Origin of the sequence: Pantoea sp. ACRSB, assembly GCF_022346905.1 — a bacterium.
Lineage (GTDB): Bacteria > Pseudomonadota > Gammaproteobacteria > Enterobacterales > Enterobacteriaceae > Pantoea > Pantoea piersonii.
This window is the reverse complement of the sequence record NZ_JAKRNL010000004.1, coordinates 287,856-309,439: the sequence shown is the minus strand read 5'-3', so window position 1 is coordinate 309,439 and position 21,584 is coordinate 287,856. Positions and strand designations below refer to the sequence as shown.

At 55.9% G+C, this 21,584-nt stretch carries 19 protein-coding genes; 8 read left to right on the top strand and 11 right to left on the bottom strand.

Annotated features, from left to right (window positions below):
• Positions 1–58: 58 nt before the first annotated feature.
• Positions 59–1,051, top strand: a complete 993-nt coding sequence (locus MHZ89_RS14720) for a sugar phosphate isomerase/epimerase family protein (RefSeq protein ID WP_311783620.1) — start codon at positions 59–61, stop codon at positions 1,049–1,051.
• 40 nt (positions 1,052–1,091) lie between these two features.
• Here the strand turns inward: MHZ89_RS14720 and corA are convergent, their stop codons facing one another.
• Both corA and MHZ89_RS14710 read right to left on the bottom strand, forming a co-directional pair.
• Positions 1,092–2,057, bottom strand: coding sequence for a magnesium/cobalt transporter CorA (gene corA / locus MHZ89_RS14715; RefSeq protein WP_311783619.1), 966 nt, complete (start codon positions 2,055–2,057; stop codon positions 1,092–1,094).
• A 127-nt stretch (positions 2,058–2,184) separates the two neighbouring features.
• Positions 2,185–3,312 (bottom strand): acyltransferase family protein, encoded by a 1,128-nt coding sequence (locus MHZ89_RS14710; RefSeq protein WP_311783618.1) that lies wholly within the window; start codon positions 3,310–3,312, stop codon positions 2,185–2,187.
• A 634-nt stretch (positions 3,313–3,946) separates the two neighbouring features.
• Between MHZ89_RS14710 and MHZ89_RS14705 the strand changes: the two genes are divergently transcribed.
• Positions 3,947–4,720, top strand: coding sequence for an SGNH/GDSL hydrolase family protein (locus MHZ89_RS14705; RefSeq protein WP_311783617.1), 774 nt, complete (start codon positions 3,947–3,949; stop codon positions 4,718–4,720).
• Here the strand turns inward: MHZ89_RS14705 and MHZ89_RS14700 are convergent.
• The 7 genes from MHZ89_RS14700 to MHZ89_RS14670 form a co-directional block, all read right to left on the bottom strand.
• On the bottom strand, positions 4,717–5,394 hold the full coding sequence (locus MHZ89_RS14700) for an SDR family oxidoreductase (RefSeq protein ID WP_311783616.1): 678 nt from the start codon (positions 5,392–5,394) through the stop codon (positions 4,717–4,719). The genes MHZ89_RS14705 and MHZ89_RS14700 overlap by 4 nt on opposite strands.
• Entirely contained in the window at positions 5,395–5,865 is a 471-nt protein-coding gene (locus MHZ89_RS14695; protein ID WP_311783615.1) for a YhcH/YjgK/YiaL family protein, read from the bottom strand.
• On the bottom strand, positions 5,862–7,031 hold the full coding sequence (locus MHZ89_RS14690; protein WP_311783614.1) for an exo-alpha-sialidase: 1,170 nt from the start codon (positions 7,029–7,031) through the stop codon (positions 5,862–5,864). The genes MHZ89_RS14695 and MHZ89_RS14690 overlap by 4 nt, the downstream gene beginning before the upstream one ends.
• Position 7,032: 1 nt before the next feature.
• Positions 7,033–8,445: a sodium:solute symporter family protein gene (locus tag MHZ89_RS14685; protein WP_311783613.1), complete on the bottom strand. Its 1,413-nt coding sequence runs from the start codon at positions 8,443–8,445 to the stop codon at positions 7,033–7,035.
• A 452-nt stretch (positions 8,446–8,897) separates the two neighbouring features.
• On the bottom strand, positions 8,898–9,296 hold the full coding sequence (locus MHZ89_RS14680) for a hypothetical protein (protein WP_311783612.1): 399 nt from the start codon (positions 9,294–9,296) through the stop codon (positions 8,898–8,900).
• Positions 9,297–9,453: 157 nt separating this feature from the next.
• Positions 9,454–10,467, bottom strand: coding sequence for an ABC transporter substrate-binding protein (locus MHZ89_RS14675; RefSeq protein ID WP_311783611.1), 1,014 nt, complete (start codon positions 10,465–10,467; stop codon positions 9,454–9,456).
• Between the two features lie 11 nt (positions 10,468–10,478).
• A complete protein-coding gene (locus MHZ89_RS14670) occupies positions 10,479–12,608 on the bottom strand; it encodes a TonB-dependent siderophore receptor (RefSeq protein ID WP_311783610.1) in 2,130 nt (709 codons plus the stop codon).
• A gap of 269 nt (positions 12,609–12,877) precedes the next feature.
• Here MHZ89_RS14670 and MHZ89_RS14665 point away from each other — a divergent pair, with 269 nt between their 5' ends.
• The gene (locus MHZ89_RS14665) at positions 12,878–13,255 is read left to right on the top strand and encodes a RidA family protein (RefSeq protein ID WP_311783609.1); all 378 of its coding nucleotides are present in this window, start codon (positions 12,878–12,880) and stop codon (positions 13,253–13,255) included.
• A gap of 379 nt (positions 13,256–13,634) precedes the next feature.
• Positions 13,635–14,909, top strand: coding sequence for a Glu/Leu/Phe/Val dehydrogenase (locus MHZ89_RS14660; protein WP_311783608.1), 1,275 nt, complete (start codon positions 13,635–13,637; stop codon positions 14,907–14,909).
• Positions 14,910–14,941: 32 nt separating this feature from the next.
• On the opposite strand, the gene MHZ89_RS14655 is transcribed toward MHZ89_RS14660, so the two are convergent.
• Entirely contained in the window at positions 14,942–15,682 is a 741-nt protein-coding gene (locus MHZ89_RS14655) for an SDR family oxidoreductase (protein WP_311783607.1), read from the bottom strand.
• 552 nt (positions 15,683–16,234) lie between these two features.
• On the opposite strand from MHZ89_RS14655, the gene proP reads away from it, so the two are divergent.
• The gene (gene proP, locus MHZ89_RS14650) at positions 16,235–17,683 is read left to right on the top strand and encodes a glycine betaine/L-proline transporter ProP (RefSeq protein ID WP_311783720.1); all 1,449 of its coding nucleotides are present in this window, start codon (positions 16,235–16,237) and stop codon (positions 17,681–17,683) included.
• A 55-nt stretch (positions 17,684–17,738) separates the two neighbouring features.
• On the opposite strand, the gene MHZ89_RS14645 is transcribed toward proP, so the two are convergent.
• Positions 17,739–18,677, bottom strand: coding sequence for an omptin family outer membrane protease (locus tag MHZ89_RS14645; RefSeq protein ID WP_311783606.1), 939 nt, complete (start codon positions 18,675–18,677; stop codon positions 17,739–17,741).
• A 500-nt stretch (positions 18,678–19,177) separates the two neighbouring features.
• Between MHZ89_RS14645 and MHZ89_RS14640 the strand changes: the two genes are divergently transcribed.
• From MHZ89_RS14640 to MHZ89_RS14630, 3 genes are all read left to right on the top strand, one after another.
• Entirely contained in the window at positions 19,178–19,516 is a 339-nt protein-coding gene (locus tag MHZ89_RS14640; protein ID WP_311783605.1) for a cupin domain-containing protein, read from the top strand.
• Between the two features lie 91 nt (positions 19,517–19,607).
• Positions 19,608–20,084 (top strand): heme-degrading domain-containing protein, encoded by a 477-nt coding sequence (locus tag MHZ89_RS14635; protein WP_311783604.1) that lies wholly within the window; start codon positions 19,608–19,610, stop codon positions 20,082–20,084.
• Between the two features lie 10 nt (positions 20,085–20,094).
• Positions 20,095–21,453, top strand: coding sequence for an amidohydrolase family protein (locus MHZ89_RS14630; RefSeq protein ID WP_311783603.1), 1,359 nt, complete (start codon positions 20,095–20,097; stop codon positions 21,451–21,453).
• The last annotated feature ends 131 nt before the right edge of the window (positions 21,454–21,584 follow it).

Genomic DNA, 21,584 nt, shown 5'->3' with positions numbered 1-21,584 from the left:
GGGTTGCGGCTGCAATCCGACCACGCTTCTGTCTGCATCCTGAACGGAGAAATCGGCAATGAGTAACTACAGTTATCCGAAGTTTGGCGCTGGCCTGTGGCATTTCGCAAATTACATCGATCGTTACGCGGTAGACGGCTACGGCCCGGCGCTCAGCACGCTGGATCAGATCAAGCTGGCCGCCGAAGTTGAAGATCTCTCTTATGTTGACGTGCCCTATCCTTTTACCCCCGGCGTCTCGGTTGGCGATGTGAAGCAGGCCTTACAGGAAGCAGGGCTGAAAGCGATTGGCGTCACGCCGGAAATTTATCTGCGCAAATTCTCACGCGGCGCCTTTACCCACCCAGACGCGGCGGTGCGCGCTGAGGCGCTGGCGCTGATGAACGAAGCGGCCGACGTAGTACGCGAACTGGGCGCGAACTACGTTAAGGTCTGGCCCGGTCAGGACGGCTGGGATTACCCATTCCAGGTCGATCATAAAAATCTCTGGAAGCTGGCGGTTGATGGCATGCGCGAACTGGCCGGCGCGAACCCGGATGTGAAGTTCGCTATTGAGTACAAGCCGCGCGAGCCGCGCGTAAAAATGACCTGGGATTCAGCGGCGAAATCGCTGCTGGGCATTGAAGAGATCGGTCTGGACAACGTGGGGATCCTGCTGGACTTCGGTCATGCGCTGTTCGCCGGGGAGTCACCGGCCGGTTCTGCGCAGCTGATTATCGATCGCGGCCGCCTGTTCGGTATGGATGTGAACGATAACCTGCGCGGCTGGGATGACGATCTGGTGGTCGGCACCGTACATATGACCGAAATTTTCGAATTCTTCTACGTGCTGAAGTGCAATAACTGGGACGGCGTGTGGCAACTCGACCAGTTCCCGTTCCGCGAAGATCATGTTGAAGCCGCCAATCTCTCAATCCGCTTTCTCAAGCACATTTACCGCGCGCTCGATAAACTGGATATGCCTGCCCTTCAGGCGGCGCAGCTGGAGCAGAATCCGCTGAAGGCGCAGCGCATTATTCAAAATGCGCTGCTGACCTCTATCGAAGAGTAAGCGGTTACGCCGCGGCGCGCAGCGCGTCGCGGCATGAGTATTATAGCCAGCCCGACTTGCGCAGGCGCAGCCAGAGCAGAAAGCAGCCGACAATGGTTCCGCCTAGCGCTAGCGGATAGCCCAGCGGCGAGTTCAGCTCCGGCATCTCTTTAAAGTTCATGCCATACATGCTGAAAATTACCGTAGGGATCACCAGAATCGCACCCCATCCCGCCAGCTTCTTCGTGACCTCGTTCTGCTGCACCGCCACCATCGCCAGGTTAACGTGCATGGCGCTGGTGAGCATTTCGCGCATGTCCTCCGCGTCGGTCACTACGTGGCGCGCATGATCCTGCACATCGCGCAGGTAGGCGCGTAATTCTTTCGGCACGATATCTTCATGCAGGCGAACCAGCTGCTGACAAATCTCTTCCAGCGGCTGCGCCGCATTGCGCAGGCTTAACAGCTCGCGACGCAGACGATAGACCTTCTTCACCGCGAGATTATCAAATTCAGATCGGAACAGCGCCGCCTCCATCTCATTAATTTTGTCGCCGAGCGAGGCGGTATATTCGCCATAGCGATCGACAATAAAATCGAGAATACAGTAGAGCGGATAGCCTGGCCCGTGATCGAGCAGATCGCTGTTTTGCGCCACGCGCTCGCGAATAGGGGAATAGCTGTCGGAAGCGCCGTGGCGCAGCGTTATCAGGAAATTTTTACCAATAAAGATATGCGTTTCACCGAAGTGAAGATGTTCGTTTTCCGAACTGACGGTCTTCACAACGATAAACATCGACTCGCCATACTGTTCGATTTTGGGCCGCTGGTGCGCGCATAACGCATCCTCTACCGCTAAGTCATGCAGCCCGAACTCGCGCTGAATTTTATACATAAATTCCGCTTCGGGCTGATACAACCCCATCCAGATAAAGGCATCCGGTTCGCTGATAACGTCGCTGATTTTTTCTACATCTAATGCCTGCCCGGTCTGGCCAGGGCGATATACCATGCAATTTACAATCATGATCCCTTCGCTACACGGTTGTCTGAAGTAGTAAGAGCATAACCGCTTTTATTGCATTTAAATGAAGAGGTTTGTAACAGAATGCCCGCCGAACAGCGTCCGGCGAGCGACAGGCAAAATAAGGCGCTTAACTGCGGGGATGGGTCGCCGGTATGGTCTGCACCCGAGCCGGTTTCAGACCGAACAGCAGCGCCATCAGCGGCAGCTGTTTGATGATCAGATAGAGCGCGGCGCTGCAAATCAGGCCAAGCAGCGTGACCACCGCGACATAGGCCACCGGCAGCGTATCTGGCAGGTAGCCGTCCAGCATCCAGGCGAAGGTGATCACCAGCGGGTAGTGCATGATATAAATCACCAGTGCTGAATCCACTACGCCCCTCACCAGGCGGCTCTCTTTCATGCGCAGCTTCTCAAAGGTGAATACCACCCAGTAAGAGAAGATCACCGAGAAGAGGCTGGCGCACAGCACCGGCAGATATTTCAGGCTGCTGGTGATGTTGTAGTGGAAGATGGCATAGAACACCAGCCAGCAGGCCACGCCCAGCGCCAGCACCACTTTGGTGTTGACCAGGATATTGCGCGCCTGACGGGGGATCTGATCGCTGTTGAGATAGAGCGCATACCCCGCCGCGTAGAACACCATAAAGCGCGCGGTAACCGGGATTAAATTGACCCATTCGCCAAAGTCTTTAACGAAGAACTTCACGACAAAGAACAGGTTCGCCGCGATAACCAGCGCCGCCACCAGCAGCGGGAAAGGCAGGCGTCGCATCAACGCCGCCGCGCGCTGATAGAGGCTCACCGGAATCAAAAACGACATCGCCGTGAGGGATACCAGGAACCAGAGATGGTGCAGCGAGGTATAGGCCCCCAGCGCGCCCTGCGTAGTTAAGGACTCACCGTCGATTAAGGCGTTAATAAGATACATCAGCCCCGGAATAAACAGGAAAGCGGAGATCAGCGGCACGACGACACGCATCTTGCGGTTACTGTAAAAAAAGTCGGTGCCTTTACGCAGGATGACCATCGCAGAGAACATTCCCGACAGGAAGAAAAAGGCTTCCATACGAAAGGTATGCACAAATTCGATCAGCGCGGTAAAGCCGTCCGCCTCATTTTTACCGGAAACATAGTACCAGTTATTTCCACCGGGAAGACTTCGCGCAGCATGATATAAAACCCCTTCCAGAATTAACAGCGCGCGCAGGAAATCCAGGCCGATATTTCGGCTTGAGAGAAACGCTTTATTTTCCACGTTATACCCTTCTCAAAAAGTCGTCAGAACGCAGCCCCTCTCTCGTCGCATTTAAACAACGAAACGTGAAAGAGAAATAATCCTGACCTGATGAAGTCAGCCAAGCAAAAATCGGAATATCCCTGAATGGCCTGTGTTGGCAAAGCGTATCATTACTTAACGTTAAAAATCATTCTGCTGACCGGACATTAGGAATATACCTGGAGATAACTTAATCAATTAGGAAAAACGCCACTCAAAAGCCACATGGCAATTAAATTATCCGCAAGAGAAAAATCATATTTACACCTTATATTACAGCAACTTAAGTTGGTGTGGGTTTTTGTTCCCTCTGCCTTTTGCGCAATGACTGGCCTGACTTTCTCAAACGAGGCGACAAATAAGACCAGGCAATATAAGAAACAGTGCTTAAGGATAAGAATTGGCTTAATTTATTCATCGAAAGTCGAAAATGAGATCTGCTCGCCTTGATTAAACTTGCAAAGAGAGCCAGCAAAAAGAACAAAGCAGCGATATAATTTCGTCGCTAACTATCGGCCATTTCAGGGTTGTTGGCTGCCAATTAAATTTGTTACCTTGATGAAAATCGTGTTTTATTCGCGATATTCATTTCAGGCAACGCGCTGAGAACGATATGCTGCAAAAACAATTCCATTTAAAAATGGCGCTATATATTGCGCTGATGATGAAAGTTTCATCCCCGGCCGTCGCGCAAACCACCCCGCCCGGCACCTTTATTATTGAAGCCTGGGGAGGGTCGAGTACGAAAGGGGTACTGGCAGTGCGGGAAGAGGGTCGGCTGCGCAATATCGTCAGCGAGCACAATGAGATTGCCGTACTGAATCAGCTATTACAGGCGAAGTACGGCAGCGGCGTGCGCGTCATTAATCACGGCGCGCCCTCGGCGCAGGCGATCGAACTGCTGAATGGCCGCTATAAATATGAGCATAACCCGCCGTGGCAGGAGGCGATGAAACGCTCAAACGCCCGTTTAATCCTGCTCAATTTTGCCACCAACGACGCACGACATTATCACTTCCACGATATAGAGAAGCCCTACCAGGTGAGTCCGCAACGCTACAGCGAAGTAATGACAGCCTTGATCGACAGCGCCAGAGCGAACGGCAAAGCGGTGGTGTTACAGGAGCCGCATCCGCTGTGCGGCAGAGCGGAAAAATGGGATGTCGCCCCTTATGCCGCGCAGCTCGCGGCCGTCGCCCGCGCGGAACAGGTACCGCTGGTGAGTCAGTACCAGCGTATTCAACAGATGCCTGGGTGGCGCGCCATGATGTCGCCCGACTGTATTCACCCTTCAGAACAGCTCTACCGCATCAAGGCGCTTGAGACGTTTAAGGTGATCGAGCAACATTTCGGCGCGCAGCTCTCTCAGCTTAACGTTACGTCTTAAAACAGCGACGCGCCGCCGCAGATCACCATCTCCTGGCCGGTAATCGCGGCGGCCTGCGGCGAGAGCAGAAAGGCGGTCAGCGCGGCCACTTCCTGCGGCTGGATAAGCCGACCAATCGGCGGCATGACCGGCTTTGACGCCTCGCGGCCCGGCTGCGAGAGCATCGGCGTTTCCGTCGCCCCCGGCGCGACCACGTTTACCGTAATGCCGCGCGGCGCCAGCTCAATCGCCCAGCTGCGGGCCATACCGACCAGGGCGGCTTTGGTCGCGACATACTGTGAGCGACTGGCCGCCCCGCGCGAGGTGCGGCTGCCAATCAGCACGATGCGGCCGCCCTCTCCCATTACAGGCGCGAAACGGCTGGCCAGAATTTCCGCCGCGCGGACGTGTAGCGACCAGAGACGCGAGCTAACGCCGAGATTAATCTCGCCTACCGGTGCGGCGGCCATCATACCGGCGGCATGCACCAGCGCATCCGGTGCGTGAAGGTCGGCAAGGGTACGGATAAGCGCAGGCTCATCCGTCATATCCACCTGAACGCTGCGGAAATGCGCGTTATCGCGCGACACCCGGCTGCGGCTCAGTCCCGTCACCTGCCATCCCTGGTCGAGCAGTGCAGTAACAATCGCCTCGCCAATGCCGGAGCTGGCTCCGGTCACAATTGCATGCGGCATCTACTCCTCCAGAAGCGAACGTGGAATTTTAAACACCGCCTTGCGCACCCTTTCTGGCTTCTGCGCTGCGCACAGCGCCTGATGCGGCTCGCCGGGCAAAAACACCGCAAAGTCTCCCACGCTTAAGCACATCGAGACCGGCAACGCCTGCACACTGGCGATAAAGAGATCCGCTTTGCGCTCTTCATCATCCGCCTGCGCCAGGCTCTGCTGACTGGCGTTGATGATTTCACTGCCCTCCAGCACCAGCTGGATATCGGCCCACTGACGGTGATATTCAGTATGCCGCTGCGCGGCTGGCTCGGTTTGCGCCGGACCGATATGGCAAAACCACTCTGCATCCTCCGGCTGAAAGCGGCCATCTTCGCGCTGCCGCAGCGCCTCAAGGCTGCAATCCTCGCGTTCAAGGATGGCGCGTAGCGCAGCGGGCAGGCCCGCCATCGCTAACGCCTGCACATGACCAATAATCATGGCGTCTCCTTAACCCAGTCCGGCGAAAGGCGCACATATTTGATCGCCTGCCGGTACCAGGTGTAGGCGATATGCAGATCGCCGTCTGCGCTCTGCTTGATGCTGGGGTAAGAAAACTCGCGATTGAGTTTCTGCTGTGAATTGTTAGTCATGCAGTAGCCATCGCCCTCGTCGAGGTTGCGCTGCCATGGCCAGCTTTTGCCGCCGTCCGGCGAGAGCGCCACCGTCATCGGCGCGCGCGGCGCTCCCCAGAAGGCGCTACGTCCTTCGCGCGCCTCCGGCTCTTTCCGGCTGTCGTCGCCGTCGTCAATTTCGTCATAGAGCGAGGCGCGTCGCTCCGTCGCGCCCGCCGCGCTCATATTGTTAAACACCAGCGCCAGCGTGCCGTCCTGCAAGGTAGTGGCCTGGATAGAGGAGTTGTTATTCGGCAGCGAAGTGGGTTCCGGCTGCGACCAGCTTTCACCGCAGTCCTCTGAGTGGCTGTAGTAAATATGATCCGCCCAGCGGCTGCGATAGAGCGCCAACAGCTTACCGCCCGGCAGCGTGGTGATATTCATATGCACGCAGCCGAGACTCTCAGGCACCTCGACATCGCGCCAGCTTTTGCCGTTGTCGCTGGAGATCTTCACGGCGCTGATATCATCATTGCCGACCCACTTCTCACCCGGCCGGGTACGGCAGTAGAACACAGGCAGGAGCCAGTTGCCGTTCTCCAGCACAGTGATCGGCTGGCGAATAAAGGTGCCGGGCTGGTCGAGCAGCGTGTCAATCGCTCCCCAGGTCACGCCCAGGTCGTGCGACTGGCGAAAGCGCACGATAGCCGTATCCTGATTGCCAGAGACCTGCGCCGTCCAGAGCAGCCACAGCACCTTGTCAGGCGCAAGAAACAGCACCGGGTTTTGCTCCGATCGGGCCGGATCGTCAGAGAGTTTCACCGCCTCGCTCCAGCGATCGGCACCGGGCGTCAGCCGTGAGCTGTAGACAGAGATATCCGCCACGCCTTCCTGGGTGCCGCCAAACCAGACGCACATCAGCGAGCCGTCCGGCAGCGGGAAGATATTGGCCGCATGGTTTTGCGGACAGGGCGATGGCAGCATCGCCGTGATGACGCGTGCGTCCTGTTCGGCCGGGCGCAGCACGCCATCACGGTTAACGGTTACAGACATATCAAACTCCCCTCTGTTCAACTCTCTGATGCGATTTATGTTCTTGTCGGTTTGGGATCAGGTGATCGATCGCCATAATGATGGCCGGCGTGACCAGCGCGATATACATGTTATTGATGCCGAACGGATCGCCCAGTAGATACCAGACTGACGTCGCCACGCAGGCGCCAATCAGACCGGCGTTAGCGCCGCGGGCGCTTTTGAAGAATGGCGCGTAAAAGGCGATGACCGCCACCACCGAGATTGACAGGCGAATCGCGCGGGTAAAGAACGAGAGCTTCAGCACTTCAGGCACCAGCAGCACGAAAATCAGCGGCAGGAAGCCAATAATCAGCGACAGCCAGCGCGTCGCCTTGAACTCCTGTTCCGGCGTCGGTTTACGGTACGGCACGTAGAAATCCTTCACCACCAGCGAGGCGATAGCCAGCGCGACGGTGCTGACGCTGACAAAGATTGACGCTACCAGTGACGTTGTCACCATTCCGGCCATCCAGGGATTCATATCCTGCAGGAAGATCGGCATGGCGTAGAGGCTGTTGATCTCCGGGTGCAGATATTTCGCCGCCACGCCGATAACCGCAATCGCCAGGCCGATCGGCAGACAGAAGAAGAAGGCAACCCAGGTGGCGCGCTTTGCCGAACGCACATCCTTCGTTGAGGAGATCGCCTGAATGACAAACTGGGTGCAGAAGATAGAGCCGATGGTGCCTATCAGCCAGGCAACGATGGTGCTGGCACCGATATGACCATCCCACGTCCAGTAGTAGCTGGGCATCTGCTCAATCATCGGCGTAAAGCCGCCTGTCTTATAAAGCGCGAAGCCCATAATGGCGATAATGCCCAGATACTTTAGCCCGCTGTGCAACATGGTGACCCAGGCTAGCCCTTTCATCCCGCCGAAGCTGAAATAGAAGGTGCTGACGATGGCGGTAATAAAGGCCGCTACCGGCAGATTGACCTTAAGGATGGTGGCAATCGCCGCCGCGCCGCTGACATAGTTGCCTACGTTAACCAGCAGCAGCGCATAGATCATAATCACCGAAATGATGTTTTTAGTGGTGTTGCCATACTTTTCCGCTATCGCGCCGGAAATAGTAATTTTGCCTGTGCTGTAGATGCGTTTGACCAGCAGGAAACCAAACAGAGGAAAGCCGATCGCCGCACCGATAACTGACCAGGAGGCGGCAAAACCATCTTCAAACGCAGCCTGCGCGGTACCGACGGTTGATTTGGCGCCGATATATTCCGACATCAGCAGGATGCCGACGACCAGCGCCGGCATAGCGCGCGAACCTTCCATAAAATCGCCGCTGCTTTTACTGCGCAGCCGCCATGTCAGCCAGGTGGTGAACAGGATATAAGCCGCCACGATGCCGACAATGATCAGGGTGTCTTCAGCGTTAAACGTATTCATCTGAGCCTCTCTTGAGGACGAGCGAAACCGTGGGGGCACTGACCCCCGTCTGTGTTCTGATGAGTGATGCAGCGTACCGGCGAGCTAACGCATCGCCATGTTCAAACCGAGAAGGCGCGCGCCGTAGGGTTTACTGCGGGGCGGCGGTGCAGCCTCAGAGCCTGGGCAGTGAGTGCTGCCGTTTTGATTTGCCACGTTGGTCTCCTGTAGGGAAGCAGATTGATTAAATTTAATCAGCGCACTTTCTTATTGAAGGCGTCACGGAAGAATTTATAGGATAACCAGCGGGAGAATAAATTGATCGTGCTCACATATGCTCAATTATGATTACATATAATCAATAAGAGCCTTAAAGCGTCGTAGTGCAGTCACGCAGACGGGATAGCGAGAGAGATTAAGCGAATGGGGGAAATGGTGAGGCCGGTCAGGCTGTGACCGGCCAGGTGGCACGCTTAGCCTTCGGCAGGCGGCGTCCATTCGGTAAAGGTGGGTTTGTTGCTTTTTACTTCATAGGCGACATGTTTCACTTCGCCCTTCGCGGTCGTAACTTCGACCGGATTGATGGTCACGCGTCCCAGACCAAACAGCGTAGCTACATAGCCGCCGATTTTATGTTTACCCGGCGTCAAAAAGAGATCTTTACTCTGCCCGCCGTTCAGGGTGCCGGCGTCTTTGCCGTCTACGGTAACATATACGGATGAACCGTCATCCGCACGCGTCATAACGTGTGAAACGCTGACCTGCGCCGGGCCGGCGGTAAAAGTGGGATCGTCCTGGTAAGAGTGTTTTTTCGCACATCCGCTGAGCGCGACAACGGCGAAAAGAGCTATCGGGGAAAAACGTGCAATCATTATCTTTGTCTGACCTCTGCTGCGGCTAAGTCGTTATTTTAGCGCTACGTCACACTTTCTCCCAGCAGGGAATGTGTCGGCATGTTCCGAATTCGCCCGTTTCGCTGCTTTTCACGCCAGCCGCCGCACGCTTTGTTCAGCGAGGCGGCTGGCGATTTCAGCCTGAAATCGGCGGCAAAGCGGCGAGTATCCGTTCTGCTTCATCAGCTCGCAGCGGGTAATCATAAAAGCGCTGATAAAAATCCCGGGTGGCGGCGACGATATCGAGCTGGCTAAAGAGCTGCGGATGCAGTTGCTTTGCCGCCCACTGGATCTGCAACGCCACTTCCGTTCCGTAGCGATCCCAGGGGAAAACGCCTGACGGATTTTGCAGCACGCGATGCTGCTGTACTGCCTTTAGGCCCCTGAACAGCGCGGCATACTGAGAATCCTCCAGCCTGCCCGCCCCCGCGCCGATAATAATGACGTCAGGATCCCAGGCGATGATCTGCTCTGGCGAGACCTCTTTCATATTACCTTTCACCTGCGCCGCCGCGTTTCTTCCTCCGGCGAGCCGAATCCAGGTATCAATCAGCGTCTGGCTACCGTCAATCTTTAGCGGATGCAGCGACTGAATGTGCAGCACGCGGGGTCGCTGTGCTTCTGTCAGCGATGCGGTTTTGGCGCTGACGGCGGCGATTTGCGCATCCAGATAGCGGTTATAGCGCTGCGCCCGACGCTGTGCCTCCGGCGTGCCGACGACCTGAGCGGTCGTCAGCAGGGAGCGCTTCATCGAGTCGAAGTCGTTAAACTGCATGCTGAAGGTCGGAATAGCGGCCTGACGATAGCCGATCGCATCGGGATCCTGCGCGGGAACGAAGATCGCATCGACGTGGCGCGCCACTAACGCCTCGCTGGAAAAAGTTTTGCCATGCGCCTGAAGGGCCTGACCAAGCGACGGCTGTACCTTAAACATCCACGGCCTGTCTGCCGGATGGTTGACGGTGGCGACGATAAGATCGCCCGCGCCCAGCGTCATTAACAGCGAGTGGTGCGCATACCAGGCGTCGGCGATGCGATGCGCCGGATGCGGCAGTTCGATCTTCTGCCCCAGATCGTCGGTAAGCGTGGCTGCAGACACCACGCCCGCCCACAGCCCCAGCGCCAGGGCGCTCCACAATACTCTCTTCATTACTCGGCTCCTTAAAAATCGAGCTGCATCGAAACCTGCACCTGGCGCGGCTCGCCGATCGACGCGCTGGCATAGCCCGCGCCGCTGTAGCCATTGAGGCCGCCCGGCACGATATTGGTCCAGTAGTGACGGTTGGTGAGGTTAGTCACGTCGAGGCGGAAAGTGGTGTCCGTATTCATCAGCCGGGTCTTATAGGCTGCGCCCGCGTCCAGCGTGGTATAGCCGCTCACCCATCCCTCATTCGCATTGTCAGTGGCACGACGCCCGACATAGCGCGCGCCGCCGTGTAGATCGGCGCCGCTGATGCCGGGCAGATCCCAGGCGGCGAACAGGCTGGCGGTATAGCGCGGCAACCCGACAATTTGCTTGCCCTGCGTCGCGCTGCTGGCGGTATCAAACAGGCGCGGGTCGAGCCAGGTCATACCGCCATAGAGATGCAGCGTCTCCGTTACGTCGCCATCCGCCATCAGCTCAACGCCGCGGTTACGCTGCTCACCGTCAACCGCGTAGTCGCCGCTGCTGTTGGTATAGGCGAACGGACGTTTGATTTCGAACAGCGCCGCCGTGAGTAGCAGCCGGTTTACCGCCAGCTTGGCGCCGGCTTCCACCTGCTTGCTGCGATAAGGGGCAAGAATATTGCCTGCGTTATTTGCGCCCGTCGGCGCGGTGTCGCCCTGTTGCAGGCTGTCTGCATAAGTGACATAGAGCGTCAGCGGATCCACCGGCTTGTACATCAGGCTGGCGGAGCCAGAGAAGCCGCTGCTGGAGGATTCGCTGCTGCGCGCGCCGCTTTTGGCGTAGTTGGCCGAGCTTAACAGGCTTTCGCTGCCCGCCAGCAGCAGGCTCCAATGCGGTGAAAACTGAAGATTATCGCTTAGCAGAAAGGCGTGCTGTGTCGCAGTGGCTGAGTGATAGCGATCGGTAAAGTCAGGATAGTCAGGTTCATTAAAGCGCGCGGGCTGTTCCAGCGAGGCGCTGCTCAGCGTTGAGGTGCCGCCATGTACCGGATTCAGGTTCTTCCAGACAAAGCCGCGAACGCCGGTGGCGATCTGGTGATGTATCCAGCCGGTATCCACTTCGCCGTTAAGGTTCGCCATATAGCTGTTGATGGTAAAGCGGCTGGCGGTGGAGGATGAGGTGGTAGTGGTGTAGTGCCCCGCCCGATCGGTAAAGGTATTGGTCACGCCGCTCGATTCGCGATCGGCGATCTGGCGCAGCACGCCAATCTCCCCCTGCCAGTTGCCGTCGAAATCATGTTTGAGGTGAAGCCCTGCGGTAAGGGTATGGTTATCGTCGCCTGCGTAATATTGTCCCAGGCCCGCCTTTTTCGGATCGGGCGCGGCCGGAAAAGTCAGCCCTTTGCCCAGCGCAAATTTGCCCGGCAGGCCTTTGTCATAGTAGTGGTAGTAGCTGAAATTAGTCTCCAGTACGGTGCTGTCGCTGAGGTTTGCGTCAAGCGCCAGGCTGAACAGCTGACGGCGTACCTTGCTGCCGCTGACATAGCCGCCGCCTTCGTCATCGAATACGTTGAGGCGATAACGCAGACGATCGTTTTGATCCAGCGGCCCGCTGAAATCCGCGGCAACCTTGTGATTACCTCCGGTGCCGCCGCCGACCGTCAGGCGATGTTGCGGCAGATCGGTAGCGCGCTTCGCGACAAAATTAAACAGCCCTGCCGGGTTAGCCGGGCCATAAAGCGAACCGGCCAGGCCGTTCAGCACTTCGATATGGTCAAACTGTTCCGCCGCGTAATCGGTAGTCGAGACAACGTTCAGGCCGTCGATCATGCTGTTCTGCACCACGCTGCCCTGCATGCCGCGCGTCTGGGGACGCGCGCCATCGCCCTGAACGGACGGCATATAGCGATAGAGCGCGCTGACGCTTTTCAGCTGCTGCTTCGTCATTAAGTCACGGGAAAGCGACTGAACAGAAAAAGGCGTGTTGCGAACCGCCTGCCTGCCCGCATTGCCCAGCATGGCGCTTTTTTGCGTGGCGTCTTCATGACCTGAGCCAGTCGTTGGCGCGGAGGAAACCACCAGCGTATCATCAGTTGAAGGCTCTGCGCCCTGCGCCTGCAAGGCTGCGAAAATAAGTAAACTGAGAAGACGGGGCTGGAAAAGCGCGCGGGATGTAAATTTCATTTTTTATTTTGCCAGTTTTTACAGGTGATATTAACGGCAGGAAATGGTGACGGGTAATAACCACTTTCGCTGTATTTACAATTATATAGCGAAAGAGTGCGTTATTAACAGCGGCAATAGGTTATCGCGCGATTATGATGCTCAATGGCAATAAGCCAGCTGGAAAAGCGAAATCGAATAATTATCACTTTACTGAACTATATTATTAACTGGCAGGAGTACAGATTTTCAGCGTTATTCCACTCTCGCGATACAAAAGGATTATGACCATGACTGCTATTGAAAGAATTAATTATCCCGCGCTGGGCGAGGTAAAAGCGCCTTATGTTCATGCGGTGAAACAGGGAAATATACTCTACGTCTCCGGCCTTACGGCATTTGGCAGCGTGGCGCAGAGCGGATCGATTGCTGAGCAGGCGGAAGTGATATTTCAACAGTTCCAGCATATCGCTGAGGCAGAAAAGACCACGCTCAGCGCGCTGCTGAAAGTCACTATTTTCATCACCTCTTTTGCGGATATTGATGCGCTGCGCAAGGTGCTGTTTCGTTATTATGGCGATCACTTGCCTGCCAGTTCGCTGGTAGAGGTGAGCCAACTCTTCTCACCCGATTTGAAAATTGAGATCGAAGCGATACTGGCGCTTTAATCCTGCTGTTACGCCTTCCGGTATTACTTAAAGTAATCATCCCATTAGTCTGGCTCATGCGGCTAATTTCCAGTGTTAAAGTCAATACGGAGCGAACGCAATTTGTTCAATTTATGAGATAACTCAAGGAACTGAAAAGTGGTAATAAATTTCATCTATGCAACCTTCATGCAACATTACGGCATCTTTATTCAGTGCAGTCGCGCTTAGCCGCAGTATTTATGCACTGTACTGCACCAAAACGAAGCAGAAGCGCTTTTTTCAGCGGCGTAAGAAAAATTATCTTTCTCCGGTAAGTGGTAAATTATCGGGGAGCGGTCAGATCCGCTATTCATCCACGGCAACACATAATAAACGACTTTAAAAAAGAAAGGTCTTTATGGAAAAGTTATCCTACGCGTCTGAAAACAGTACATCTGCCTGGTCCACCTACCTTCAGCAAATCGACCGCGTCGCGCCCTATCTGGGCGAACTGGCACGCTGGATCGATACGCTGCGTCATCCTAAACGCGCGCTGATTGTCGATATTCCTCTACAGATGGATGACGGCTCTATCCGCCACTTTGAAGGCTACCGTGTACAGCACAACCTGTCGCGCGGCCCGGGTAAAGGCGGGGTTCGCTACCATCCCAATGTGGATCTGAACGAAGTGATGGCGCTTTCCGCGTGGATGACCATCAAGTGCGCCGCGGTCAACCTGCCATACGGCGGCGCGAAAGGCGGCATCCGCTGCGATCCCTTTGCGCTGTCAGAAGGTGAACTGGAGCGTCTGACGCGCCGTTACACCAGCGAAATCGGCATCATTATCGGACCGCAGAAAGATATCCCCGCGCCGGACGTGGGAACTAACAGCAAAGTCATGGCGTGGATGATGGACACCTACTCCATGAACAGCGGCACCACCGTGACCGGCGTGGTCACCGGCAAGCCGGTTCATCTTGGCGGCTCACTGGGACGCGAGAAGGCGACCGGGCGTGGCGTCTTTATCACCGGCCGCGAAGTGGCGCGCCGCGCAGGCATTCCCGTTGAGGGCGCGCGCGTGGCGGTACAGGGCTTCGGCAACGTCGGCAGCGAGGCGGCGCGTCTCTTTGCTGAAGCAGGTGCATCTGTGGTGGCGATTCAGGATCACAGCGCGACCATCGCCAACTCTGACGGTATCGATATGGCTGAGCTTTCCCGCTGGCAGCTGGAGCACAAGCAGATCCTCGGCTTCCCTGGCGCGCAGAAGATCGATGAAGAGGCGTTCTGGCACACCGATATGGATATCCTTATTCCGGCGGCGCTCGAAGGCCAGATTACGCGCGCGCGCGCCGAGAAGCTGAGCTGTAAGCTGGTGCTGGAAGGCGCTAACGGCCCAACCTACCCTGAGGCGGACGACATGCTGGCCGAGCGCGGCATTATCGTGGTGCCGGACGTTATCTGTAACGCAGGCGGCGTAACCGTCAGCTACTTCGAATGGGTGCAGGATATGGCGAGCTTCTTCTGGAGCGAAGAGGAGATCAACGCGCGCATGGATAAAATCATGACCGACGCCATGGTGCACGTCTGGAACAAAGCCAATGAGAAGAGCTGTTCACTGCGTACCGCGGCCTATATCGTCGCCTGTGAACGCATCCTGATGGCGCGTAAAGAACGCGGTATCTATCCGGGATAATCCCTTAGCGGGCAGCCCAGGCTGCCCCTGTTTCAGTAGCGCACCAGTCCGCCATCAACCGCGTACTGGCTGCCGGTCACATAAGAGGCGTCGCTGGAGAGCAGAAACAGCGCCACCGCCGCCGCCTCTTCCGCCTTTCCTGCCCGCTTCAGCGGCACCTGACTGACAATAAAACTCTCAAACTGCTGGCGCGCCGTCTCCGGCATAAAATCGCGAAAGTGCGTCTCAATTGGCCCCGGGATCACCACATTTACCCGGATGCCCCGCGGTGCGAGCGCGGTTGCCCAGCTGCGCGCCATCGCCACGATAGCCCCTTTGGTGGCGGCGTACAGGCTGGTGGTCGCCGCGCCCTCATAGGTGGATGACGACGAGGTGACCACTACCGACGCGCCGGGGTTAAGCAGAGGCGAGAGCCTGGCAAGTTGCAGCATGGGGCCGCGCACGTTCGCGTTCATCATCGCGTTAAAGGCTTCCGCCGTAACCGACTCCAGCTCGCCCAGTTCGGCATAGCCTGCGTTGAGCCAGAGTCCATCCAGTTTGCCCCATTTTTCAATCGCCTCGCCCAGCGCATCGATATCCGCCTCCAGCGAGGCATCGTTGCGCAGCAGCAGGGCGTTGTCATGCAGCACGCTATTGGCGTGCTGAAGTCGGTTTGCATTGCGACCCGTTACCGCGACTCGGCCGCCTTCCGCCTGAATGCGCTGCGCACCAGCCAGCCCCATGCCGCTGGTGCCGCCGGTAATCAGGATACGCTTATCACTAAATCGGGCCATAACCCCTCCAGAAAGCGAGCCGTACGCCTGTACGGCGTCCGGTATGAATTGACGTCATCTCTGAATGTTAGCTGGCGGCGGCAATAACGCGTTATTTTGTCGGTGACAGAGTGATGACATAACCGACTGGCTTAAACCCGCATTTAGAACAAGGTTAATATTTTTAAGATGTATGGGAAATGACCCTTAGCTTATAACCTTAGTTACCATCGGGTTATTTCCGCTCTGTTTTACTTTTCCGTAGCGTCGGTACCAAATATTTTTCTTTTACGACAGTTTCTTTTCAGCTTAACCCGCTGAGATATAGCGTTTAAAACCAGCGCGGCATTTTTCGGTGGCAGTAATTGCCTGGTTAATCGGCTATGTCAGTCTAAAAATCTGCTAATTTGAAAGCGAGGCCGTTTTTATAGTAAGGTAAATTCGTGTAAACGAGCTGCCGTAATTTATTTTGACAGGCTGCTTATAGCTTTCTTTCCCTTGGTTCAATGGCAGTACGGCGACGAAAGCTATAAGAGCCTCATTATTTCAATGAGGATATTATGAGCACCGGGAATCAACCCACAGATAAAGCATTTCTGGCAGAAAAAGCCGAAAGAGCAAAAAGAACTGACGGTCGACGATATCACTATTGTCGACAATGACATGCTGAAGCGCGCGGTCGGCGCGGCGGCGCTGGGCAACGCGATGGAGTGGTTTGACTTCGGCGTTTATAGCTATCTCGCCGTCACCATCGGTAAGGTCTTTTTCGCTAATGCCAGCAACACCGCACAGCTGATCGCGGCGTTTGGCACCTTTGCCGCCGCCTTCCTTGTGCGCCCCATCGGCGGTCTGGTGTTTGGCCCGCTGGGCGATCGCATCGGTCGTCAGAAAGTGCTGGCGATGACCATGATCATGATGTCGATCGGCACCTTTTGTATCGGTCTGATCCCCTCTTACGCCAGCATTGGCATTCTTGCGCCGATACTGCTGCTGGTGGCGCGTCTGGTTCAGGGCTTTTCCACCGGCGGAGAATATGGCGGCGCGGCTACCTTTATCGCTGAGTATTCGACCGATAACCGCCGCGGCTTTATGGGCAGCTTTCTGGAGTTCGGGACGCTGGGCGGTTATCTGTTAGGGGCTGGCCTGGTCACGGCGCTGACTTCTGCTCTGCCTGAGCAAACCATGCTCGACTGGGGCTGGCGCATTCCCTTCTTTATCGCCGCCCCGCTCGGCCTGTTCGGCCTTTATGTCCGTCTGAAGCTGGAAGAGACACCTGCGTTTCAGCAGCATATGGAAAAGCAGGAGGCGCTTGAGCACAGCAAACCGGCGCTGACGGTTATGCAGATGTTGAAGAAGTATCGCAAGCCGATGCTCAAATGTATCGGTCTGGTGCTGCTGTTCAACGTCTCCAACTACATGCTGACTTCCTACATGCCAAGCTATCTGACCGGTATTCTCGGCATGGGCGAGCTGAGTAGCCTTTTGCTGATCATGGTAGTGATGTTTGTCATGATGCCGCTGACGCTGTTCTGGGGTCACTGGGCGGATCGACTGGGCCGTCGTCCGGTGATCGGCAGCGGCGCGGTCGGCCTGATTCTGCTGGCTATTCCCTGCATGATGCTGGTGACATCGGGCAATATGTGGCTGGTGTTTGTCGGGTTGATCGTGCTGGGCGTGCTTCATACCTGCTTTAGCGGCACCATGCCCGCTACGCTGCCGGCGCTTTTTGTTACCGACATTCGCTACAGCGCGCTGGCGATTGGCTTCAACCTCTCCGTGTCGCTGTTTGGCGGCACCACGCCGCTGATCACTGCCTGGCTGGTGGACACCACGCATAACCTGATGATGCCCGCCTACTATCTGATGGGCGCAGGCGTGATTGGTCTGCTGACCGTGTTGACGCTGCATGAATCGGCGCGTAAACCGCTGCGCGGCTCCTCGCCTGCGGTAGCCAGCGAAGCGGAGGCGCACCGTCTGGTGAAAAAGCTGCGCTCTCGCAGCAAACAGCGGGCGGCGCAGTAATCAGTTGCCCCGACTGACTGAATAAAAACCCGCCGACGGCGGGTTTTTTATTTCATCAGAAGCGATACTGCAGACCAACCGTCATCGTATAGTTCTTGTTGGAGATGCCTGCCGCGTCGCCGCCATAAGAGGCCGACTCGCCGGTTGGGTTATAGATCGCCTGCGTGCCGCCCTTACCTTCTTCGTATTTGTTCCAGCTAAACTCAGCGAATACTTTCGCGTGTTGGGTCAGGTAGTAGCCTGCATCGACCGCTGCGCCGTAGTAGCGTGAACCTGAGGTTTTCTCGCGGAAGGTCAGGTCGCGCATATAGTGTTCATCGTTGTCATGGGCGCGTACCCAGTCGCTAAATTTAAACAGCGCGTTGAACTCGAAATCGTTAATGCGATACTGGCCGACCAGGCCGACATAAGGCATAGAGAAGCGCTGGCTGTAACCAATACCGCGCTCGCGATCGGCAAAGCTGCCGATAAAGTTGCCGTTGTCGTAGTTAAACGTGCCGCCATAAGCTGTCCAGCTAAAGCGCGTCTCCTGATAGCCCGCAACCGCGCCGACTTTATAGTTATCATCCTGCAGGAACCAGCCTTTCGCGTTCAGATCGTATTCGTTGGCGTAGTTCACATCAGTGCTCGGATGTGACGAGTGATCGGTCCAGCTCGACTGGCGGGCATTTTGCCAGTCGTAGTCATCCATATGACCAGAACCGGATCCCAGCGACGTCCAGCCGCGCGCGTTCAACGTAAGAAAAGAGAAAGCATCCCAGGAGATATCGCCTTTGAGAATAGCGACGTTCCTGATTTTCCAGTCAAGCTGGCTGACTTTACGCGCATTACTGGCGTCGTACACCAGTTCCTTAGATTTTCCGCCCAGCATGCCTACAGATGTAGAAACGCTGAGACTGTCCGAAGAGAAGTTTGGCGTGAATGGAGAAGATGCGGCAAACGCGGTTCCAGAAAGCGCGGCCATCATCATTACCGCAACGGTGCTCTTTTTCATTTAATATCCTGAGTGAAAATGTCGTTATCCTTGAATAGCGCGCACAGAATAAAAGGCAGGATTTTGTCAGGCAAGCGTAAGTTTTTCGATAAAAAAGAGACTGCATAAGTTAAACAAAATTTATTAATGGTCGGCTGACGACTGACGATAATCTCTCACTGGTCAGCGTAAAAAAATGAATAGATTTTAGCCATGCGCCTGACGAATTTATTACCGCCCTTCCCCTTACTGCCCTCCTTTTTGGCTCGTTTAGCCCGCAATTAGCGTGATATCACGGCATAAAAACAAAGAAATTCGCTTTTGCGCTCGGACAGCCGTTTATTTGACTTAAGATTCCTACCGAACAATAAATGCGCTAAAACCACCTTCCCCGACAGAACCTGAAATATTTTCAAGGCAGTCACTAAGCCAAATTTTAACGGCAGGGAATATCAGTGCAGATGTGACTGACGCATAAAATTGCTATGTTAATGCCCCCTCCTGATAAAAGAGACATTAGCATGGTTTCAAAAGAGAATGCCGAACACTATTTATGGGGTTCCCTGTGTGATGGCTGGACGTTGCTTAAGCGACAGGATCTCAGCATTATTCATGAGCGTATGCCACCTAAAACGCAGGAAATACGCCACTATCACGAGCAGAGCAGACAGTTCTTTTTTGTTCTAAGCGGAACGCTGCGAATGGAACTTGAAGGGGAAGTTCATTCGCTCAGCGCGCATGAGGGGCTGGAAATCCCGCCGCAGGCGAAACATCAGGCACGCAATGAAAGCGACAGCGACGTCGAATTTCTGGTGATCTCCCACCCTACCACGCGCGGCGATCGCACCGACCTTCTCTGAATATCTTGCAGGCGTCCGCCGACGCGTAGCGGAAAATAATGTTTATTGCTATGTTAAATGGAATTTACATTCCATTTAACAGGACGTAGCTATGCCGCTAACCGCGCAGGATATCCAGCAACAGCAATCTGAAAGCCGCTTATCTCATTTTGATTTCCAGCTCGCCTGGCAGCTCGGACAGAGCCTCCAGCAGCGCGCCAGCGCAGAAAACTGGCCGGTCGCGATTGAAGTTTACGCCTTCGGCCAAACGCTTTTTCTCGCTGCCTTGCCCGGTTCCAGCCCGGATAACCTCGCCTGGATGACGCGCAAGCGCAACACCGTCCTGCGTTTTGGTCACGCCTCAATGTTAGTTGGCCTGAACAATCAGCAGAACGGCAAACCGATGGAGCAGCAGAACTGGATAGCGCAGAGCGACTATACCGATCACGGCGGCTCCTTCCCGTTAATCAATATGTCCGGCGTTGTGTTTGGCGCGGTCAGCGTCAGCGGACTGCCCTCAGAAGAGGATCATCTGCTCGCGCTGTGGGGTATCCAGCAGATCCAGCGTCACCTGAGCGAAGCTGGATAAAGGAGAGAGGATGAAGGGATACGGCTTACCTGCGTTGAGCGCGCTGCTTTTTGCGCTGCTGACCAACGTCGCCAGCGCCGCGTTGGATAAGACACTGTTAATCCGCGGCGGCTATGTGATGCCGATGACGTCCAACGGCGACGATCTGCCGCAGGGCGATATCCTTATCCGCAATAACAGTATCGTCGCCGTCGGCGAGCACCTCTCGGCGCCAGATGCTGAGGTCATTGAGGCAAAGGGCAGCTTTGTTCTGCCCGGTTTTGTCGATGCCCACTCTCATCTCTGGGTGACCACCATGCGCGGTCAGTTTCGCAACGGCGAGGGAAAATTTTTCCCGGTCAGCAACGCGCTGGGTAAAGCGATGCAGCCAGAGGATACCTATACCGCGATTTACACCGGCGCGCTGGAGCTATTAAATGGCGGCATCACCACCAGCGGCGACTTTTTCGATAACATTCACGGCCCGGCATGGGGCGATGCAGGTTTTAACGCGCTCAGGGACGCAGGCATTCGCGCCATCCTCTTTTACGGCGGCCCGGATAAAACAACGCGCTTTCCCATCGACACTGAGCACGCCGCCACGCTGGCCGCTCGCCAGGATCCACGCGTGAAAGTGGGTCTTGCGTGGCGCCTGCCGCGTGAGCTAAAGGATGAACAGAACTGGGCGGTGCGCGATCGCGAATACCAGTGGGCGAGAGAACATCATCTGCCTCTACAGGTACACATCAGCGGCGAGCCGGATGCCATGTTTAATGCGCTGATAGCGCGGCGCTACCTCGCTCCCTTTGTTACGCTGATACACGCCAACGATGCCCGCCCAGCGCAGCTTGAGGCGCTGGAAAGAGCCGGTGCGTCGCTGGCCGTTACGCCCTTAAGCGAGGAGCATGTTGGTTACGGCCTGACCAGGCTCGATCATTTCACCCCGGTCACGCGCGTCGGGCTTGGCATTGACGGCAATAGCCTGGCGGGCAGCGGCGATATGTTTGCGAATCTGCGCCTGGCGGCGCTGACGATGAGCGGCGCAGCCGCTGACGAAGCCCTGCCTAAACCACGCCAGCTACTAAGAATGGCGACGCTCGGCGGCGCTGAAGCGCTCGGTCTGGATAAAGAAACGGGATCGCTGAAGGTGGGTAAACGCGCCGATATTCAAATCATCACGCCCGATACGCTGAACATGAGCGGCTTTGGCGGTGGCGATCCGGCAGCCCTGCTGCTCTATTCAGCGCAGCCGCAAAATGTAACCACGGTAATCGTCGATGGCCGCGTGATAAAGCAGAACGGGAAGCTGAACGGCGTCAGCCTCGCCGAAGTGCTGGCCAGCGCCCAGCGTTCGGCGGAAAGAATAAAGCAGCGCGCGGCTGAAAAATGATTTATTGATCTGCGCCGTTTTGGCATTTCCCCGCTGTATGCCCCTTTTTTGATCCAGAACAATCCACGTCGGGACGCCTTCTGTCAATTTGTGTCAACGGTTAGTACAACCGCACAATTAACGGAGGCAGG

Coding starts and splice junctions, on each gene's coding strand:
- MHZ89_RS14720 (WP_311783620.1), top strand. CDS start 59: ATGAGTAACTACAGTTATCCGAAGTTTGGCGCTGGCCTGTGGCATTTC.
- corA (WP_311783619.1), bottom strand. CDS start 2,057: ATGATTGTAAATTGCATGGTATATCGCCCTGGCCAGACCGGGCAGGCA.
- MHZ89_RS14705 (WP_311783617.1), top strand. CDS start 3,947: ATGCTGCAAAAACAATTCCATTTAAAAATGGCGCTATATATTGCGCTG.
- MHZ89_RS14700 (WP_311783616.1), bottom strand. CDS start 5,394: ATGCCGCATGCAATTGTGACCGGAGCCAGCTCCGGCATTGGCGAGGCG.
- MHZ89_RS14695 (WP_311783615.1), bottom strand. CDS start 5,865: ATGATTATTGGTCATGTGCAGGCGTTAGCGATGGCGGGCCTGCCCGCT.
- MHZ89_RS14690 (WP_311783614.1), bottom strand. CDS start 7,031: ATGTCTGTAACCGTTAACCGTGATGGCGTGCTGCGCCCGGCCGAACAG.
- MHZ89_RS14685 (WP_311783613.1), bottom strand. CDS start 8,445: ATGAATACGTTTAACGCTGAAGACACCCTGATCATTGTCGGCATCGTG.
- MHZ89_RS14680 (WP_311783612.1), bottom strand. CDS start 9,296: ATGATTGCACGTTTTTCCCCGATAGCTCTTTTCGCCGTTGTCGCGCTC.
- MHZ89_RS14675 (WP_311783611.1), bottom strand. CDS start 10,467: ATGAAGAGAGTATTGTGGAGCGCCCTGGCGCTGGGGCTGTGGGCGGGC.
- MHZ89_RS14670 (WP_311783610.1), bottom strand. CDS start 12,608: ATGAAATTTACATCCCGCGCGCTTTTCCAGCCCCGTCTTCTCAGTTTA.
- MHZ89_RS14665 (WP_311783609.1), top strand. CDS start 12,878: ATGACTGCTATTGAAAGAATTAATTATCCCGCGCTGGGCGAGGTAAAA.
- MHZ89_RS14660 (WP_311783608.1), top strand. CDS start 13,635: ATGGAAAAGTTATCCTACGCGTCTGAAAACAGTACATCTGCCTGGTCC.
- MHZ89_RS14655 (WP_311783607.1), bottom strand. CDS start 15,682: ATGGCCCGATTTAGTGATAAGCGTATCCTGATTACCGGCGGCACCAGC.
- MHZ89_RS14645 (WP_311783606.1), bottom strand. CDS start 18,677: ATGAAAAAGAGCACCGTTGCGGTAATGATGATGGCCGCGCTTTCTGGA.
- MHZ89_RS14640 (WP_311783605.1), top strand. CDS start 19,178: ATGGTTTCAAAAGAGAATGCCGAACACTATTTATGGGGTTCCCTGTGT.
- MHZ89_RS14635 (WP_311783604.1), top strand. CDS start 19,608: ATGCCGCTAACCGCGCAGGATATCCAGCAACAGCAATCTGAAAGCCGC.
- MHZ89_RS14630 (WP_311783603.1), top strand. CDS start 20,095: ATGAAGGGATACGGCTTACCTGCGTTGAGCGCGCTGCTTTTTGCGCTG.